Source organism: Paenibacillus tundrae, assembly GCF_030812775.1.
Classification (GTDB): domain Bacteria; phylum Bacillota; class Bacilli; order Paenibacillales; family Paenibacillaceae; genus Paenibacillus; species Paenibacillus tundrae_A.
On sequence record NZ_JAUSTI010000005.1, the window covers coordinates 174728 to 191318 of the forward strand.

General features: G+C 44.8%; 16 protein-coding genes. 15 read left to right on the forward strand and 1 reads right to left on the reverse strand.

Annotated elements, in window-relative coordinates:
* The 11 genes from J2T19_RS11130 to J2T19_RS11180 all read left to right on the forward strand — a co-directional run bounded on the left by J2T19_RS11130 (position 1) and on the right by J2T19_RS11180 (position 12425).
* A complete protein-coding gene (locus J2T19_RS11130) occupies positions 1 to 1038 on the forward strand; it encodes a sensor histidine kinase (RefSeq protein WP_307215644.1) in 1038 nt (345 codons plus the stop codon).
* Positions 1035 to 1697, forward strand: a complete 663-nt coding sequence (locus tag J2T19_RS11135; RefSeq protein ID WP_307215646.1) for a response regulator — start codon at positions 1035 to 1037, stop codon at positions 1695 to 1697. The genes J2T19_RS11130 and J2T19_RS11135 overlap by 4 nt, the downstream gene beginning before the upstream one ends.
* A 149-nt stretch (positions 1698 to 1846) precedes the next feature.
* On the forward strand, positions 1847 to 3511 hold the full coding sequence (locus J2T19_RS11140; RefSeq protein WP_307215648.1) for a S1C family serine protease: 1665 nt from the start codon (positions 1847 to 1849) through the stop codon (positions 3509 to 3511).
* Between the two features lie 135 nt (positions 3512 to 3646).
* Positions 3647 to 4336, forward strand: coding sequence for a response regulator transcription factor (locus tag J2T19_RS11145; RefSeq protein ID WP_056698500.1), 690 nt, complete (start codon positions 3647 to 3649; stop codon positions 4334 to 4336).
* 1 nt (position 4337) lies between these two features.
* Complete coding sequence (locus J2T19_RS11150) at positions 4338 to 5798, forward strand: sensor histidine kinase (RefSeq protein WP_307215652.1); 1461 nt, start codon at positions 4338 to 4340, stop codon at positions 5796 to 5798.
* A gap of 69 nt (positions 5799 to 5867) precedes the next feature.
* Positions 5868 to 6821 carry a 4-hydroxy-3-methylbut-2-enyl diphosphate reductase gene (locus tag J2T19_RS11155; RefSeq protein ID WP_239292848.1) on the forward strand — a complete coding sequence of 318 codons (954 nt, stop codon included), beginning with the start codon at positions 5868 to 5870 and terminating at the stop codon, positions 6819 to 6821.
* Positions 6822 to 7099: 278 nt separating this feature from the next.
* Positions 7100 to 8164 carry a 3-deoxy-7-phosphoheptulonate synthase gene (gene aroF / locus J2T19_RS11160; protein WP_307215654.1) on the forward strand — a complete coding sequence of 355 codons (1065 nt, stop codon included), beginning with the start codon at positions 7100 to 7102 and terminating at the stop codon, positions 8162 to 8164.
* Positions 8165 to 8569: 405 nt separating this feature from the next.
* A complete protein-coding gene (glnA, locus tag J2T19_RS11165; RefSeq protein WP_307215657.1) occupies positions 8570 to 9994 on the forward strand; it encodes a type I glutamate--ammonia ligase in 1425 nt (474 codons plus the stop codon).
* Between the two features lie 232 nt (positions 9995 to 10226).
* Positions 10227 to 11318, forward strand: a complete 1092-nt coding sequence (gene serC / locus J2T19_RS11170) for a 3-phosphoserine/phosphohydroxythreonine transaminase (RefSeq protein WP_307215953.1) — start codon at positions 10227 to 10229, stop codon at positions 11316 to 11318.
* A gap of 216 nt (positions 11319 to 11534) precedes the next feature.
* A complete protein-coding gene (gene trmL, locus J2T19_RS11175; protein WP_239292290.1) occupies positions 11535 to 11999 on the forward strand; it encodes a tRNA (uridine(34)/cytosine(34)/5-carboxymethylaminomethyluridine(34)-2'-O)-methyltransferase TrmL in 465 nt (154 codons plus the stop codon).
* A 171-nt stretch (positions 12000 to 12170) separates the two neighbouring features.
* A complete protein-coding gene (locus tag J2T19_RS11180; protein ID WP_024629045.1) occupies positions 12171 to 12425 on the forward strand; it encodes an AbrB/MazE/SpoVT family DNA-binding domain-containing protein in 255 nt (84 codons plus the stop codon).
* Between the two features lie 115 nt (positions 12426 to 12540).
* Here the strand turns inward: J2T19_RS11180 and J2T19_RS11185 are convergent, their stop codons facing one another.
* A complete protein-coding gene (locus tag J2T19_RS11185) occupies positions 12541 to 13455 on the reverse strand; it encodes a serine hydrolase domain-containing protein (protein WP_307215659.1) in 915 nt (304 codons plus the stop codon).
* 305 nt (positions 13456 to 13760) lie between these two features.
* On the opposite strand from J2T19_RS11185, the gene J2T19_RS11190 reads away from it, so the two are divergent.
* From J2T19_RS11190 to J2T19_RS11205, 4 genes are read left to right on the forward strand one after another with little or no spacing between them, the layout of a single operon-like run.
* Positions 13761 to 13889, forward strand: coding sequence for a hypothetical protein (locus J2T19_RS11190; RefSeq protein ID WP_307215661.1), 129 nt, complete (start codon positions 13761 to 13763; stop codon positions 13887 to 13889).
* A gap of 36 nt (positions 13890 to 13925) precedes the next feature.
* Positions 13926 to 14690: an alpha/beta hydrolase gene (locus J2T19_RS11195; RefSeq protein ID WP_307215663.1), complete on the forward strand. Its 765-nt coding sequence runs from the start codon at positions 13926 to 13928 to the stop codon at positions 14688 to 14690.
* A 10-nt stretch (positions 14691 to 14700) separates the two neighbouring features.
* Complete coding sequence (locus J2T19_RS11200; RefSeq protein ID WP_056698475.1) at positions 14701 to 15660, forward strand: ABC transporter permease; 960 nt, start codon at positions 14701 to 14703, stop codon at positions 15658 to 15660.
* 17 nt (positions 15661 to 15677) lie between these two features.
* Positions 15678 to 16580 carry a carbohydrate ABC transporter permease gene (locus J2T19_RS11205; RefSeq protein WP_145047950.1) on the forward strand — a complete coding sequence of 301 codons (903 nt, stop codon included), beginning with the start codon at positions 15678 to 15680 and terminating at the stop codon, positions 16578 to 16580.
* The last annotated feature ends 11 nt before the right edge of the window (positions 16581 to 16591 follow it).

The window sequence follows — 16591 nt, forward strand, 5'->3', positions numbered from 1 at the left end:
ATGATTCGAACGATTCTCAAAGCGAATAAATGGGAACTAATGATGTATTTTGCACTAACCGGTCTAATTACACTTGGCGGCTTCTACTTATTATATGGAGAAGTGCTCTCCGGAGAGAGCCGTCAACGTGCTTGGACTTATGTTGGTGTAGTTGTGTTAGCCACCATTGTTACTGGATATATTGCCGCTCTGCGGCTACAACGCAAAATTGATCTGTTAGATCTCAACATGCTGAAAGTATCTAAAGGTAACCTGACGGTTCGTATGCCTGAAGCAGACGATGCTTCATTTGGTCGGGTATACCAAGAATTCAATGTAATGATGGATTCTATTGAGAAAAAAATGAGGTTGCTTCAGCGCCTCGGTGAGCAAGAAGTCATTGAGAAGGAACAGGCCTCAGAGCGAGCTGTTATTGAAGAACGCAAACGAATGGCAAGAGACCTGCATGATACAGTAAGTCAGCAGTTATTCGCGATGCATATGTCGGCTTCATCACTGCCGCGTCTACTGGAGATGAATCCGGAACAGGGTCGGAACGTGCTGGATCAACTCATTCAGATGTCCCATATTGCACAGCGGCAGATGCGAGGGCTTATTGCACAACTTCGACCAGTCGAACTGGAGGGACGTGATCTATCTGCCGCACTGGATAGCTGGTTTCCTGATTATTGCAGACAGAATGGCCTCAAAGGTGTGAAAGAGCTGGAACTGGATGGCGGAATTTCGGATGCCATTGAGCACCAGCTATTTCTTGTTATTCAGGAGGCTGTTGCGAATGTGGTGAAGCATGCCGAAGCAGGACTTGTTAGTTTGTCGATCCGAGAAAGTGAACATCAGATCAGCATGAGCATTAGCGACGATGGGCAAGGTTTCTTGCAACAAGCTGAACGTCCAGGATCTTATGGGTTATCCACGATGCGTGAGCGGGCTGAGAAGCTTGGAGGACAGGTACAGATCATATCGAAGCCGGGAGCGGGAACAACGGTACGGGTGTTCATCCCGAAATTCCCGAATGAATCAGAGGGGGAGACCGAATGAGCGGAAAAGTGAAGGTAATGATTGTGGATGATCATGATATGGTTCGCATGGGGTTGAAGACGTATCTCATGTTGGAGCCGACATTTCATGTGATTGGAGAAGCGGGTAACGGGGAAGCGGCACTGCACCATCTGCGTAAGCTGGATGAGAATGAAATGCCGGATCTAATCTTGATGGATCTGATGATGCCCGTAATGAATGGTGCAGAAGCAACGCAGGCCATCATGAATGAATTCCCGACTATGAAAATTGTAATGCTGACGAGTTTCCTTGAAGATGATCTGGTTGTACAGGCCATTGAAGCGGGTGCTGTAAGTTATGTGTTGAAAACGGTATCTGCTGAGGAGCTGATCTATGCCCTGCAAGGTGCTTACCGTGGAATGCCAGTCATGACAGGAGATGTGTCACAGGCGTTGACCCGTGGGATCAGGCAGCGTACCGCTCGGGAAAGTGAGTCCGGTCTCACCGAACGAGAAAAAGAAGTGTTGCTGTTAATTGCAGAAGGTAAGACAAATAAGGACATCGGCGAAGAATTACATATTAGTATCAAAACCGTCAAAACACATGTCAGCAACCTATTGATGAAATGTGAGATGGATGATCGAACACAACTGGCAATCTATGCTCATCGTCAAGGATGGGTGAAGACGAAAGACTAACATGCCGACTGGATGGGGAAAATGAACTTATTATCATAGGCTTTTATCTCCTTTTTAATTGTTTTTAAGGTACAGTTAAGGTTTAAAGTACAAAATAAGGACAGTTAAAGAATATCTCTTACGAAGAAGAGATTGGGAGGTAGAGAGGCATGGACGAACGTAATTATAGATCAAGCCGTCAAGACGAGGAAAACGAAACAAAGCAAACGGAGAACCGCAACTCTTCCGGAACGGACGATTCCTCATATTATTATTCTTATGGACCTTTTCAGTCCGTGAATCAGGAAGATACAGCAAGTCATCAAGGGGATACGAACCAGCGTGCAGAAGGTGACGTGCAGATTACAAGACCTGATCCTGTGAAGCCGGTACCTTCGTATTACAGCCAAGGGTCTTCCGAAGACGCTAGTCGAGGTAAAGCAGGAAGCGGTGGTGGAAATAGCGGAAACGGCGGCAACGACGGTAAAGGTGGGAATTGGAACTATAACAATCGTCGGCCTCGCTCGTCCGTCAGATCCCTTATGTTCTCTTTCATTGCAGGGATGTTAGTTATTACTGTTCTAATGTACGTGGCGGACACAACGAACATGTTTACACCGCAAGCATCGATGACAAGTGCCCAAAGCGAGAGCGCAAGCAAAGAGTCTACAAACACGGGTGGAGGCAACAATGTAACGGCATCGCTCTTGCCTACAGGTAAAACGGATGTGTCATCCGTTGTGACGAATACTAGCCCGGCTGTAGTCAAGATCGAGACATTGGCGAAGCAATCCACTCGTAGTGGTGGCTACCAAGGTGGTTCTACAATGAGTGATCCACTATATCAATATTTCTTCGGTAATGGTGGAAGGAATGGCAGTCAGGACCAAAATCAGCAGCAACAGCAACAAGGCAGCAATCAACTTGTCCCAATGGGCATTGGTTCTGGATTTATTTTTGACAAAGAAGGCTACATCCTGACGAATCAGCACGTAGTCCAAGGTGCAGATGTTATTCAGGTAACTTTAGAGAATAATAGTAAGCCTTATGAAGCTAAACTGCTGGGAAGTAGCTTCGATCTTGACCTAGCTGTACTGAAAATTGAGAAAAACAGTGGCGATGCTGATTTCCCTGTAGCTCCATTAGGTGATTCCAACAGCACACAGGTCGGTGAATGGCTTGTGGCGATTGGTAACCCTGAAGGATTCGAGCACACTGTTACTGCAGGTGTTCTGAGTGCGAAAGAACGTACGATTAGCATTCCAGACCAAGAAACAGGCAAGACACGTGAATACAGTCACTTGCTGCAAACAGATGCATCTATCAACCCTGGTAACTCCGGTGGTCCATTGCTCAACCTTAATGGTGAAGTCATCGGTATGAACGTTGCCGTGAGTGCAGATGCGCAGGGTATTGGGTTTGCTATTCCTTCGAGTGTAATTTCGGAAGCAGTGAAATACCTGAAAGAAAACAAAGAAGTTCCAAAAGAGCCAGTACCGTTCATCGGTGCATCTCTGATGGCACTCACACCTGAAGTTGCTAAACAAATGGGGACTGACATTACTGAAGGTTCTGTAGTAGCAAGCACGATCTATCAATCTCCGGCTTATCAAGCAGACCTGCGGGCATATGACATCATTACAGGTGCCAATGGTACGCCGTACAATACAAGCCAAGACTTGATTGATTTCATCAAGAAACAGGAAATTGGTAGTGAAGTAACGTTGAACGTCGTTCGTGACGGTAAGAAAATGGATATCAAGATCAAGATTGGTAACAAAAACGATTACGACACTTCACAAACTTCAAATGAGCAGCAACAAACGCAACCTTAATCGTTGAAAGACGGTTGTTGCAAAAGCAGATAAGCGGAAGGGTTTGAGGGCCCTTTCGCTTTTTTTGCCTCAAGATGCAGATTGTGCTTCTGCCTGTTACAATAGGAATAAAATGTAGGATAAAGGAGAAAGACCATGCGCTCAACTATTCTGATTGTTGATGATGATGAAAAAATCGTGTCCATGCTTCGTCGGGGGCTGGCATTTGAAGGTTATGAAGTACAGACGGCTTCCAATGGAGCTGAGGGTCTCAGTAAACTGATGGATAAGGAACCGGATATTGTCGTTCTAGATGTTATGATGCCCCAGATTGACGGATTCGAGGTATGCCGGAGATTACGAGAAGCGGGCAGTAAAGTGCCAGTTCTCATGCTAACGGCCAAAGACGAAGTACAGAGCCGGGTAACAGGGCTGGATACGGGAGCGGATGATTATTTGGTTAAACCATTTGCCCTTGAAGAGCTGCTTGCTCGTGTTCGTGCTCTGCTACGCCGTAAAGCGGACATTGTGGATAAACAGGACAACCGACTTGTATACGAGGATATCATTCTCGATAATGATTCCCGTGAAGTGTTGCGTGATGGACAACGGCTAGAACTTACTGCCAAGGAGTTTGAGCTTTTGAATTTATTTATGCAAAATCCAAAAAGAGTGTTATCCCGTGATCTCATTATGGACAAAATCTGGGGCTATGATTACAGCGGCGAATCTAATGTTCTAGAAGTATATATCGCGATGTTAAGACAAAAAACTGAAGAGTATGGAGGCAAACGCTTGATCCAGACGATTCGGGGAGCGGGTTATATCCTAAGAGGTGATTCCTGATATGTCCATTCGGTTAAGATTAACCGCATGGTATTCGGGTATTTTGGCAGCCGTGCTTATTTTTTGGGCCGTTGTGATTTATGCTTTTGTATATTTTAATTCTTACCAGGAAGTAGAGCAGCAATTAAAGGTTAAGAGCCAACGAATTACCGAGCAAATTGGTGTTAATCCGCTCTCCCAATCGCTTGATCTTGATCCGTTTACAGAGAGCCAACTTCAAGAAGCTCAGATCTATATTCAACTGGTGGATTATCAGAGCAGATCCGTAAAAATATCAGGAAACATGGAGAAGGCTGGCATTGACTTTCCCATTGTGGAGCTTCAGAACATTCGAGAAGAGCGGGGTATATCCAAAATATACGTGCATGGTACTCCTTTTCTTGTGAATCAACAGCCGTTGTCCCTTCAAGGAACGAATGAAATTAGGGGACTTCTGCAAGTAGGAGCGAATGTTACTTCCCAGGAGCGGCTTCTGGAAGCACTTCGTAATATCTTGATCTTTGGCTGGCTTGTGGCTATGGCTCTTGCCATTACATCAGGGCTTATTTTGGCTCGTAAATCCATGCGGCCGTTGGTTAATGTCATTGATGCTGCGAATCAGATTCAGTCAGGAAATGATCTTAGTGTCCGTATTCAATACACCGGTCCGAAGGATGAAATCGGTCGTCTCATTGAAACGGTAAATAACATGCTTGAACGAACCGAATTATCCTTCCGGGGTCTGGAGGAGACCAATGCGGCTCAGCGACGATTCGTATCTGATGCATCGCATGAGCTACGTACACCACTTACGACGATACGGGGTAACGTAGACTTCCTCAAGAAGCTGTGGGATCAGGAGAGTACGGATCGTCCGAATCTTGATGAAGAAACAGTTAAAGAGATGTCGCTTGAGGCGATTGAGGATATGGCAGATGAGGGGAAACGGATGAGCCGACTGATCAGTGACATGTTATCACTGGCGAGAGCGGATACCGGTCAGAAGATTGAGCTGAATCCAATTCCATTGCAGATTCTAGTGCAGGAAGTGGCTCGCAGATCCCAATTCCTAGATCGTCAGTCTGAATGGCGTCAGGGCGATTTATCAATCCTAAACGGGATCTATGTCAATGGCAGCAAAGATTATTTGCAGCAAATGCTGTTTATTTTTATTGAGAATGCGTTTAAATACACTCCGGAAGGGTCAGTCACACTTGACGCTATATTGTACAAAGGTCAGGTAGGGCTGCGCATTAGTGATACAGGCATTGGTATGGAGCGAGACGAGGTACCGTTTATCTTTGACCGTTTCTATCGTGCAGATGAATCACGCGGGGCGACACCAGGAATTGGATTGGGGCTATCGATTGCTAAGTGGATCATTGAAGAGCATCATGGCTCGGTAGAAGTCGTCACTAGACGTGGAGAAGGTACCACATTTATTATCTGGTTGCCTGTTGTCTTTGCTCCCCCTATCGAATAAAGGTATAATAGAGTGGACTGCAATTACATCGGCAAGCTTGCCGAAGAAAGAAAGCGGGTGGCAACCAAAGTGGAAGTATTGCGAATTTCGCCAAGGGGATATTGTTACGGAGTTGTGGATGCCATGGTTTTGGCACGTCAGGCTGCACGTAATCTAGATCTACCCCGGCCTATATATATATTGGGAATGATTGTTCACAACAAACATGTGACAGATTCCTTTGAAGATGAAGGCATCGTTACACTGGATGGACCTAATCGGATGGAAATTTTGAGTCAGGTGGAGAGTGGCACTGTTATTTTTACAGCCCATGGTGTATCTCCAGAAGTCCGTAAGCTGGCACGTGATAAAGGATTGACTACAGTGGATGCGACTTGTCCAGATGTTACGAAAACTCATGACCTTATTCGTGAGAAGACGGCTGAAGGGTATCAAATTATCTATATCGGTAAAAAGAACCACCCAGAACCTGAAGGCGCCATTGGTGTTGCTCCAGATCAGGTTCATCTGATTGAAAAGGAAGAAGAGATTGATCAGTTGAATGTACCAAATGGCAAGATTCTGATTACCAATCAGACTACAATGAGCCAGTGGGACATCAAACATATCATGAGTCGTCTTCTGGAGAAGTTTCCAGGTGCCGAAATCCACAATGAAATATGTCTTGCAACACAGGTTCGTCAGGAAGCTGTAGCTGAACAAGCAGGACAATCGGATCTCGTTATCGTTGTTGGTGATCCGCGGAGTAATAACTCAAACCGACTAGCTCAGGTATCCGAAGAGATCGCGGGTGTGACAGCTTACCGTGTGTCTGACGTAGCTGAGATTCAGCAGGAGTGGCTGAAGGGCGTGAACAAAGTGGCGGTTACCTCGGGCGCTTCAACGCCGACACCGATCACGAAGGAAGTTATTACGTATCTGGAGCAGTATGAGCATGATCAACCAGAGACGTGGGAAATTAAACGTACTGTGAATATGAGTAAACTGTTACCACCTGTGCGTGAGAAAACACGTACGACCTAATCCAGAATGAATCTTGCGCTAGTCGTCCATTGCTTTTGGAACCTAGCTCGCAAGATTCTTTTTTTTTGATTAATGTGCAAGCCTATGAGGTCCTTGACGAAGAAGGCAGACTATGATATATTTACTTTAGTGATTAAAAGCTTAAAAGCGAACAAGCGTTTAAGCGTGACAGAGAATTAATAAATAATCAGATGCACTTTATGGAGTGCTTTTATTGTTCGTAATCAGAAACGAACATATTGAACAACCTCACAACCTAGGAAGGATGGGAATATATTATGATCGTTATTGCAGGCAAAGCTACTCCGGAGGAACAGATTCAGGATATTGTAGCCGTAATTGAAAAGGAAGGTCTTCAGGTTCATATTTCACGTGGAGAAGATCGTACAATCATCGGCTTGATTGGCAAAGTAGAACCTAAAATGCAGGAGCAACTTCGTCAAATGAAGGGTGTAGAGAATGTAGTCAAAATCTCGAAATCGTACAAATTGGCAAGTCGTGACTTCCACCCAGAAGATACAGTGATCTCGATTAAGGGCGTTGATATTGGCGGTAAGGAACTTGTCGTCATGGGCGGACCTTGTGCGGTTGAATCCGCTGCACAGATCGATGAGATCGCTGGGCTGGTGAAAGCAGCAGGAGGACAGGTGCTTCGAGGTGGGGCGTTCAAACCACGTACAGGTCCATACAGCTTCCAAGGTACAGGTGTGGAAGGTTTGATCATGATGGCTGAAGCAGGTAAGAAGCATGACCTGTTAACCATCACAGAAGTCATGACGCCAGAATATGTAGATATCTGTGCAGAGTACGCTGATATTCTGCAAGTTGGTACACGTAATATGCAGAATTTTGATCTGTTGCGTAAATTGGGCGAGTGCGGTAAACCTGTACTGTTGAAACGTGGATTCAGTGCGACTTATGATGAGCTGTTAAATGCGGCAGAGTACATTCTTGCTGGCGGTAACCCTAATGTAATGCTCTGTGAGCGTGGTATTCGTACGTTCGAATCGTACACTCGTAACACGCTGGACCTGTCAGCGATCCCTGTATTGCAGTCTCTGAGCCATCTACCGGTCATTTCAGACCCAAGTCATGGTACTGGACGTCGTGAGCTCGTTGAGCCAATGACGAAGGCTTCTGTTGCAGCGGGCGCGAATGGTCTGATCATTGAGATGCACACGGATCCAGATAACTCTATGACAGGAGACGGTGTACAGTCGTTGTTCCCTGATCAATTTGCCAACCTATTGCAGGATCTTGAGAAGTTGGCACCAATCGTAGGTAAAACATTCAACACAGCTAAACAACCAGCAGAGTTCTTCCCAGCTAGAGTTGGCGTATAATTTATAAAAGTCAATAAAATGCGTTTTACCGGGCATCAATAGGGTAATCATTCATATGAATGTATCCTGAGGATGTCCGGTTTTTCATTCTTTTGGGCATTGAATGCATTTATTAATCAATGGTGATAAGAAACATTTATGATGTGAAGTTTTTTCCACAATTTAGGTGTTAATGCACCTGCTTTACCGCATTAAATCGATTAAATATAGCTTGTACTAGTTGTTACATGAAGTTAGAGTATTTATAAAATGTGAGTATAGCTAACATCTTCGCAAAAAATACCTTACATAAGTATTGACGATGTCATGTTTGAGATTTTATAATGACGACAGAAAAAAATTCGAATATGGACATTTTCATTAGTGGGGTTGTTTATTGTTCGGAATATTTGGGAGGACGAATACATGTCGGTTGAAAACGTATTGAAAGCAATTCAAGAGAACAACATCGAGTGGGTAGATTTTCGTTTTGTAGATTTAGCTGGTCGTGCACATCACATCTCGTTGCCAGCTTCGGCTGTTGATGCAGACACATTCGTAAATGGAGTAGCTTTTGACGGTTCTTCTATCCAAGGTTTCCGTGGAATTGAAGAGTCCGATATGGTTATGATGCCAGACCCTGAAGCGACATATGTCGATCCGTTCACAGCACACCCTACATTAAATGTTATGTGTGATATCTTCACACCTGATGGTGAGCGTTATGAGCGCGACCCACGCAGCATCGCTGTTAAAGCAGAAGCTTTCCTGAAAGAAAGCGGCGTTGGTACAGCAGCATTCTTCGCACCTGAGTCCGAGTTCTTCATCTTTGACGATGTACGTTACGAGAGCGGTACGAACAGCTCTTCTTACTATGTTGATTCCGAAGAAGCATCTTGGAACACAAACCGCAAAGAAGAAGGCGGTAACCTGGGCTTCAAAGTTCGCACGAAAGGCGGATATGTTCCAGTAGCTCCAGTGGATACTCAACAAGATATTCGTAGTGAAATGTGTCGTCTCTTGGAAGAAGCAGGTTTGTCGATCGAGCGTCATCACCATGAAGTGGCGACAGCAGGTCAAGCCGAAATCAACTTCCGCTTTGATACGTTGAAGAAAACAGCAGATAACCTGCTTGTATACAAATACATCGTGCACAACACTGCACGTCAATATGGCAAAGTAGCTACATTCATGCCAAAACCATTGTTTGGTGACAACGGTAGCGGTATGCACGTACACCAATCCATCTTCGATGGCGATTCCCCATTGTTCTATGACAAAGCGGGATATGCTAACCTGAGCGAAATGGCTCTGCACTACATCGGAGGTATTCTGTACCATGCTCCAGCGCTGATCGCTTTGACTAACCCAAGTACGAACTCATTCAAACGTCTTGTACCTGGTTATGAAGCGCCAGTTAACTTGGTTTACTCCAAAGGTAACCGTTCTGCAGCGGTTCGTATCCCTGTTGCAGCAGTGACACCTAAAGGTTGTCGTATCGAGTTCCGTACACCTGACTCCACAGCTAACCCTTACCTGGCATTCTCCGCAATGTTGATGGCGGGTCTGGACGGAATCAAACGTAAAATCAACCCAACAGAGCTTGGATATGGTCCATTGGACAAAAATATCTATGACCTGTCCGATGCAGATAAAGAAAACATCCGCAGCGTGCCAGCTTCTTTGGAAGAAGCGCTTGATGCATTGGCAGCTGATAACGAGTTCTTGACTGAAGGCGGCGTATTCACTAAAGAATTCATTGATAACTATATCAACCTCAAGCGTGATGAAGCTAAAGCGGTAGCGATTCGCATTCATCCGCACGAGTACAGCCTCTACTTCGACTGCTAATCCAGTCGGAACGGACTGTTTCTCATTCAGAAAAAGCCTCCGGGATTCGTTCTCGGAGGCTTTTCCTCGAATTGAAATGTTGTAGTGCTTTAACTTTGCAGGGTGATAAAGGAATTTGATAGCTCAGATTGTGTTTTCAGTGCTTATTTCACTTGAAGCATATAGGGAATACTGATATCATAGCGATAATATTTACTTCTTATGTAAGCTATGGATGGAAAGGGCGGGGGATATTTTGACAAAGAGAGCGTATAATTTTAATGCAGGACCAGCGGCACTGCCACTTGAGGTTTTGGAGCGTGCTCAGGCGGAATTTGTTGATTTTCGTAATACAGGTATGTCGATTATGGAGATGTCCCACCGTGGAGCTGTGTACGAATCGGTACATAACGAAGCTCAAGAGCGTTTATTATCTTTGCTTGGCAGCCCGAAAGGCTACAAGGTGCTGTTTCTACAGGGCGGGGCAAGTACGCAATTCGCCATGTTACCTATGAACTTACTCGGTGCGGGTCAGACAGCCAGTTATGTGAATACAGGCAGTTGGGCTAAAAAAGCACTGTCTGAGGCTAAATTAATTGGTGAGGCTCAAGTGGTCGCTTCTTCCGAAGCAGACAAATTCATGAAGCTTCCAGATGTATCGAATCTAAGCCTGCCAGAAAACAGTGCATATGTGCATTTAACATCCAATGAAACGATTGAAGGGACACAGTTCAAGGATTTCCCAGATACAGGATCTGTGCCTCTGATTGCAGATATGTCCAGTGATATCTTCTGTAAGCCATTTGACTTGAATCAATTCGGGATGATCTACGCTGGTGCGCAGAAGAACTTGGGTCCATCGGGGATTACGGTTGTCATTGCTCGTGAAGAGCTAGTGATTGAGTCACCTAAAACAATCCCGACCATGTTCCGTTACAGTACACATGTGGAGAATAACTCCCTCTACAACACACCGCCTTCCTTCTCGGTATATATGGTGAATGAAGTGTTGAAATGGATTGAAGAGCAGGGTGGCCTGGCAGGTGTCGAGCAAAAAAATAAGAAGAAAGCCGAATTGCTCTATAATACGATTGATTCTTCCGGTGACTTCTATCGTGGTTGCGTCGATGTTAATGACCGTTCTTTGATGAACGTTACATTCCGTCTAGCAACAGAGGAATTGGAGAAACAATTTATTAAGGCTTCTGAGCAAGAAGGTTTTGTAGGTCTAAAAGGCCACCGTAGCGTAGGTGGACTGCGAGCATCGATCTACAATGCAGCTCCATATGAGAGTGTGAAAGCACTCACGGACTTTATGAATCACTTCCAACAAACGAACGGGTAAAAAGGAGAGAGTCACAGGATCAACAAGAGTTTGCGCATTAAATTGCGTGTTCAAAAAGGTCGTCATCCTTCGTAATTAAAAGCGGACGTATTGAACAACCTCTTAAAACGTTGCAACTGTACCTTTCCAGAGCCTTCCACATTGACGTGTGGAGGGCTTTTCTTTAAGATTAAAGGATTGTCGTTAAACATGAATGAAAAAGGAGATCGAACCTATATGGCTTTACACATTGTTCTGGTTGAGCCCGAGATTCCTGCGAATACGGGCAATATATCCCGCACATGCGCGGCTACCGGCATCCACCTACATCTGGTTCACCCACTGGGGTTTCGTACGGATGACGCTACACTGAAGCGTGCAGGCTTGGATTACTGGCATGCTGTACACATCGAATATCATGATTCTTTTGCTGAAGTTCAGGAGAAATACCCTGAAGGGCGATTTTTCTATGCAACGACGAAGGCGAAGAATCGGTATAGCGATTTTGAATTCCGTGATGGTGATTTCCTCGTTTTTGGTAAAGAAACCAAAGGACTTCCGCCGGAACTTATTGCTGCTAACCCAGAAACGTGCATGAGAATGCCAATGACAGGTGACGTACGGTCGTTGAATCTCTCAAACTCCGCTGCGATTATCGCATATGAGGCATTGCGTCAACTGGAATTCCCGGGTCTAGATTGACCGGGTTCCATCCTGCTAATAGGTTAGGGATGGTCAAAAAAAACATTTTTCAAAAAAAAGGACAAAAAATGTTTATTTCCAGCAGGATTCGACAAAATGTTGGCGAATCTATAAACTTAGTACAAATGTACCTAGAAATTTAGAGTGAGATAGGAGAGGTGTGCCGTAGCTATGAAGCCAGCTGGAGTCGTTCGCAAAGTTGACCAATTGGGTAGGATCGTATTGCCTAAATCTTTGCGTAAAAGGTATCAAATGAATGAGGGAGATCCTGTAGAAATCCTAGTTCAAGGGGATCATATTATTTTGGAGAGATATCGTCCAAAATGTATTTTCTGCGGATCCATGGAAGAAGTCAATGAGTTCAAAGAGCGTTACATATGCGCACAATGTTTAGATGAAATGACCCAGCTTCCACAGCACGGGTAATAAGATTACGTCATGGAGGAGCACTCCATGGCGTTTTTTCTTTTTGAAGACTAGGCTAACAGATAGATGGGAGAGAGAGAAGTCAAACATATGTAGCTGAGATCCTGAGCATGACTTAAGATAGGATGGGGAGAATCTCAGTCCACACAGCGTTAAGAATCTGTTGCATTTGATCTTCTTCACTATTGATCGAAATGACGGCCTGCTGTGCAGGCAAAATGATACAAAGTTGACCATGAGCACCATCAGCACGGTATGCATCATGCGAACACATCCAGAATTGAAACCCGTAACCTTTACCCCAATCACCGTCTGCAGATGTGATAATCTGTCTACGTGTAGCACATCGAATCCACTCAACAGGTATAAGCTGCTGCCCCTTCCAGTTGCCCTCCTGAAGAAGCAATTGTCCGAATCGACTCAACTCCTCATTGCTAATCCAAAGACCCGCACAACCCAAAGTAACGCCAAGTGGAGAGGTTTCCCAATCGACATCATGTATACCCAGTGGTTCAAATAAACGTGGGGTTAGATAGTCTTTCACGGTTTGGCCAGTTGCTGCTTGAAACAGAGCCGAGATCATGAAGGTGTCCCCACTACTGTAGGTAAATTGTTTCCCTGGCATTCGATCCAAGGGTAGCGACATGTAATATTTGACCCAATCCTTCTCTTCCAAAGAGGTGCGTTCTTCTAAGTGTAGGGGAGGATTGTCATGTCCGGAAGACATACGAAGTAGATCCACTAACATTAACTGCTGTGGCGGAAACATCGTCTCAGTGATGGAGGTGGGACTACTATCGTATGTGAAATAATCGCCAAGTGTTGAATGAAGGTGAAGTAAGCCTTCTTCGATCGCAAGACCAACAGCCATGCATGTAAAGGATTTACTAATGGAATGTTGTAATCGGCGAGTGTCTTGATTGCGATCCCATTGTGCGATGAGATCCCCTTTATGTAATACGCGAGCGGATAACACGTTAAGACGTTCATCCATGATTTTATGAACAAATCCATTTAGCCTATTAGTCATATATAAACCACCTTTCGTAGGATGAAACCCTAGTGAACTAGGTTGGTGAAACGTTTCCGTAATCAAATGCAAAATTAGGGTTTATGTTAGTACATTCCGGGATTGATGTCAATGAATGATGTGCAAACGGTTACGTATAGGCCGTTACCCACCAGAAAAAGTGCCATTTGGCGCAATTTATTGGGTGCGAAACTTGTTTTTTAACAAAAAAAGTGCGAAAAATGTAAAAAGGTTATTGACAGGATTTACTGATCAGGATTATGATTTATTCGAAACGATTCGAAGAAATCGCTTCCAAGTGAATTATGGCTTTTGCAAGTCCATATATATTAAAGTTGATTGAATTTGAAACGATTCGAGAGAATCGTTTCGATAACCCAGCAAACAACAGGGGAATCTACGACATGCTGCAGGCAAGCACCGTAAAAGAGTAGGGTGAAGGCGGCAGTCGATAATGAAAGGGGTTACAAATGGCACATATCACGATCGAAACGGGATCACCTACGTTATGCATGAATACGAGCATACATGTTGTGTCCAGTGACTCTGGAGAGACTTCAGGCGGTACGCTATATCTGCTGCATGGAGCAGGCGATAATGCAAGTACATGGCAGCGTCTGACGACAATCGAAATGTACGCTCAGCAGTATGGCTGTACCATCATTATGCCAGAAGCGAATCGAAGCTATTACACGGATATGGAATACGGCCTGAATTACTTCCACTACATCACTCAGGAGTTGCCTGACTTATGCAAGCGTCAGCTTAATCTGAATTCCGATCCAGCGAAGACGTATGTTGCCGGTTTATCTATGGGTGGATATGGTGCGTTGAAATGTGCACTGACTTATCCAGAACGATATCGCAAAGTTGTCTCCTTATCGGGTGTGACGGATATTCAGAAACGTTTACAAGATCCGATGATGCCTCCAGGCATGATCAAAGAAATGAAAGCGGTTTTTGGTGAACCGTTGGTAGTGAAGCCTAATCAGGATCTATACACCTTGTCAGCCAACTTGCTACAGCAGGGTGGAACTTTACCCGATATTCTGAGTTGCTGCGGCGATCATGATCCATTTGTCGAGATGAACCGAGCATTCGCTGAATATATGCAGGATACCGCTTTTGAATTTCGGTATGTGGAGACACCAGGCACTCATGAATGGAGATTTTGGGAACAGCACCTAAGAACGATGTTTGATTTTCTGTATAACGACAAGACCAAAGTAGAGTGAGGAGATGCAAATGAAACCTGCAGCCGAAGGACCCAGCAAAAAGCTGAAGGGAAACGTGAAAGGCAATTCGCTCTGGAGTGAAATCTGGAAGCACCGAATGACATATACCCTACTGATACCGGGACTTGTCTGGTTGATCCTATTTGCTTACATGCCGATGGGAGGTCTATCTCTGGCATTCAAAGACTACAAGGCAAACTTGGGAATCTGGGGCAGTCCATGGAGCGGATTTGAGAATTTTAAATATGTTTTCCGTGACCCAACCTTTATCGATGCCGTATGGCGAACGCTGTACATCAATATTTTGAAACTGATCATCCAGTTCCCGTTCCCGATCATTCTGGCATTGTTGCTGAATGAATTGCGAATGCGCAGAGGGAAGAAATGGTTCCAAACCGTCCTTACCTTCCCACACTTCCTGTCTTGGATCATTGTATCTGGGGTAGTTATCAACGTGTTGGCGTATGACGGACTGGTAAACAGCGCGCTTGGATTACTCGGACTGCCGACGATTAACTTCTTAGGTTCCGAATCAAACTTTGTACCGATGCTATTATTGACTGATATTTGGAAATCAAGTGGATGGGGCGCAATTATCTTCTTAGCCGCTATCTCCGGTATTGACCAGGATCAGTATGAATCAGCACAGATTGACGGAGCTTCGCGTATGCAGCAGATGTTCCGTATTACACTGCCTAACATTCTTCCAACGATCACGGTTATGTTTATCCTGTCGGTTGGTGGGCTGATGTCTTCCGGTTTCGACCAGATCTTCAACTTGGCCAACGCTGCAACCAAAAATGTATCAGAAGTACTCGATGTATACATCTATCGAATTACGTTCCAGTCTTCAACCGATTTCTCATTCTCGACAGCAGTCAGCCTATTCCGTTCCATCGTGAACATGATTTTGTTGCTTCTCGCTGACCGATTTGCGAAATGGCTTGGCGGAGACGGATTGTTCCGATAGGAGAGGAGGAGTAACGAATGAGTAAGAAAGCGAACAAGAAGCCGAGAATTGGCACTGAAAAAATGACCTTTCTCGATTACATCATATTTGCCATTCTACTTGTGCTTGCCTTGATGATTCTAATTCCGTTCTGGAATGTCATCATGATCTCATTTGCAACACAAAAGGAATATGCTGAAAATCCATTTCTGATGTTCCCGAAAGAGTTCACACTGGATTCGTACCGAGCATTATTCGCTGATGGAAGTATCATTTCAGGGTACAAAAACACACTTATATTGCTGGTGATTGGATTGCCGCTCAGCTTGTTCCTGACAACAAGTATGGCTTACGGCTTGAGCCGCAATAAGTTTCCGTTTAAAAAGTTTCTGTTTTTCCTAGTGCTGTTCACTATGATCTTTAATGGTGGGATTGTACCACTGTATCTCATCATGAAATCGTTGCACCTTACAGGTACATTGTGGTCAGTGATCCTCGCGGGAAGCTTCAGTGCCTTCAATATGATTCTGATGATGAACTATTTCTATACCTTGCCAGAGTCACTGATGGAGTCTGCGAGATTGGATGGGGCGGGTGAATGGAGAATTCTGTTCTCTGTCGTTCTGCCACTGGCGACGCCGATCATAGCTACCATCACGCTCTTCTATGGAGTGGCTTACTGGAACAGTTGGTACGATGCGATGATCTTCTTGCGAAAAGCCGATCAGTTACCATTGCAGAACGTGCTCAGGACGATCATTGTTACGTCTCAGACGAATGCATCGAATGCATCTAGTGTCGATGCAACCCAAGTCAGCAACTTCTCTATGGGTATGAAGATGGCGGCTGTATTTGTAACGATGGTTCCGATTATGTGTTTCTTCCCAATGCTGCAAAAACACTTTGCCAAAGGGGTATTAACAGGGGCAATCAAAACCTGATTATACGTATA

Bases quoted from the DNA above. Each gene is read 5' to 3' on its own strand.
- J2T19_RS11130 (WP_307215644.1), top strand. From the start codon at position 1: ATGATTCGAACGATTCTCAAAGCGAATAAATGGGAACTAATGATGTAT.
- J2T19_RS11135 (WP_307215646.1), top strand. From the start codon at position 1,035: ATGAGCGGAAAAGTGAAGGTAATGATTGTGGATGATCATGATATGGTT.
- J2T19_RS11140 (WP_307215648.1), top strand. From the start codon at position 1,847: ATGGACGAACGTAATTATAGATCAAGCCGTCAAGACGAGGAAAACGAA.
- J2T19_RS11145 (WP_056698500.1), top strand. From the start codon at position 3,647: ATGCGCTCAACTATTCTGATTGTTGATGATGATGAAAAAATCGTGTCC.
- J2T19_RS11150 (WP_307215652.1), top strand. From the start codon at position 4,338: ATGTCCATTCGGTTAAGATTAACCGCATGGTATTCGGGTATTTTGGCA.
- aroF (WP_307215654.1), top strand. From the start codon at position 7,100: ATGATCGTTATTGCAGGCAAAGCTACTCCGGAGGAACAGATTCAGGAT.
- glnA (WP_307215657.1), top strand. From the start codon at position 8,570: ATGTCGGTTGAAAACGTATTGAAAGCAATTCAAGAGAACAACATCGAG.
- trmL (WP_239292290.1), top strand. From the start codon at position 11,535: ATGGCTTTACACATTGTTCTGGTTGAGCCCGAGATTCCTGCGAATACG.
- J2T19_RS11180 (WP_024629045.1), top strand. From the start codon at position 12,171: ATGAAGCCAGCTGGAGTCGTTCGCAAAGTTGACCAATTGGGTAGGATC.
- J2T19_RS11185 (WP_307215659.1), bottom strand. From the start codon at position 13,455: ATGACTAATAGGCTAAATGGATTTGTTCATAAAATCATGGATGAACGT.
- J2T19_RS11190 (WP_307215661.1), top strand. From the start codon at position 13,761: ATGGCTTTTGCAAGTCCATATATATTAAAGTTGATTGAATTTGAAACG.
- J2T19_RS11195 (WP_307215663.1), top strand. From the start codon at position 13,926: ATGGCACATATCACGATCGAAACGGGATCACCTACGTTATGCATGAAT.
- J2T19_RS11200 (WP_056698475.1), top strand. From the start codon at position 14,701: ATGAAACCTGCAGCCGAAGGACCCAGCAAAAAGCTGAAGGGAAACGTG.
- J2T19_RS11205 (WP_145047950.1), top strand. From the start codon at position 15,678: ATGAGTAAGAAAGCGAACAAGAAGCCGAGAATTGGCACTGAAAAAATG.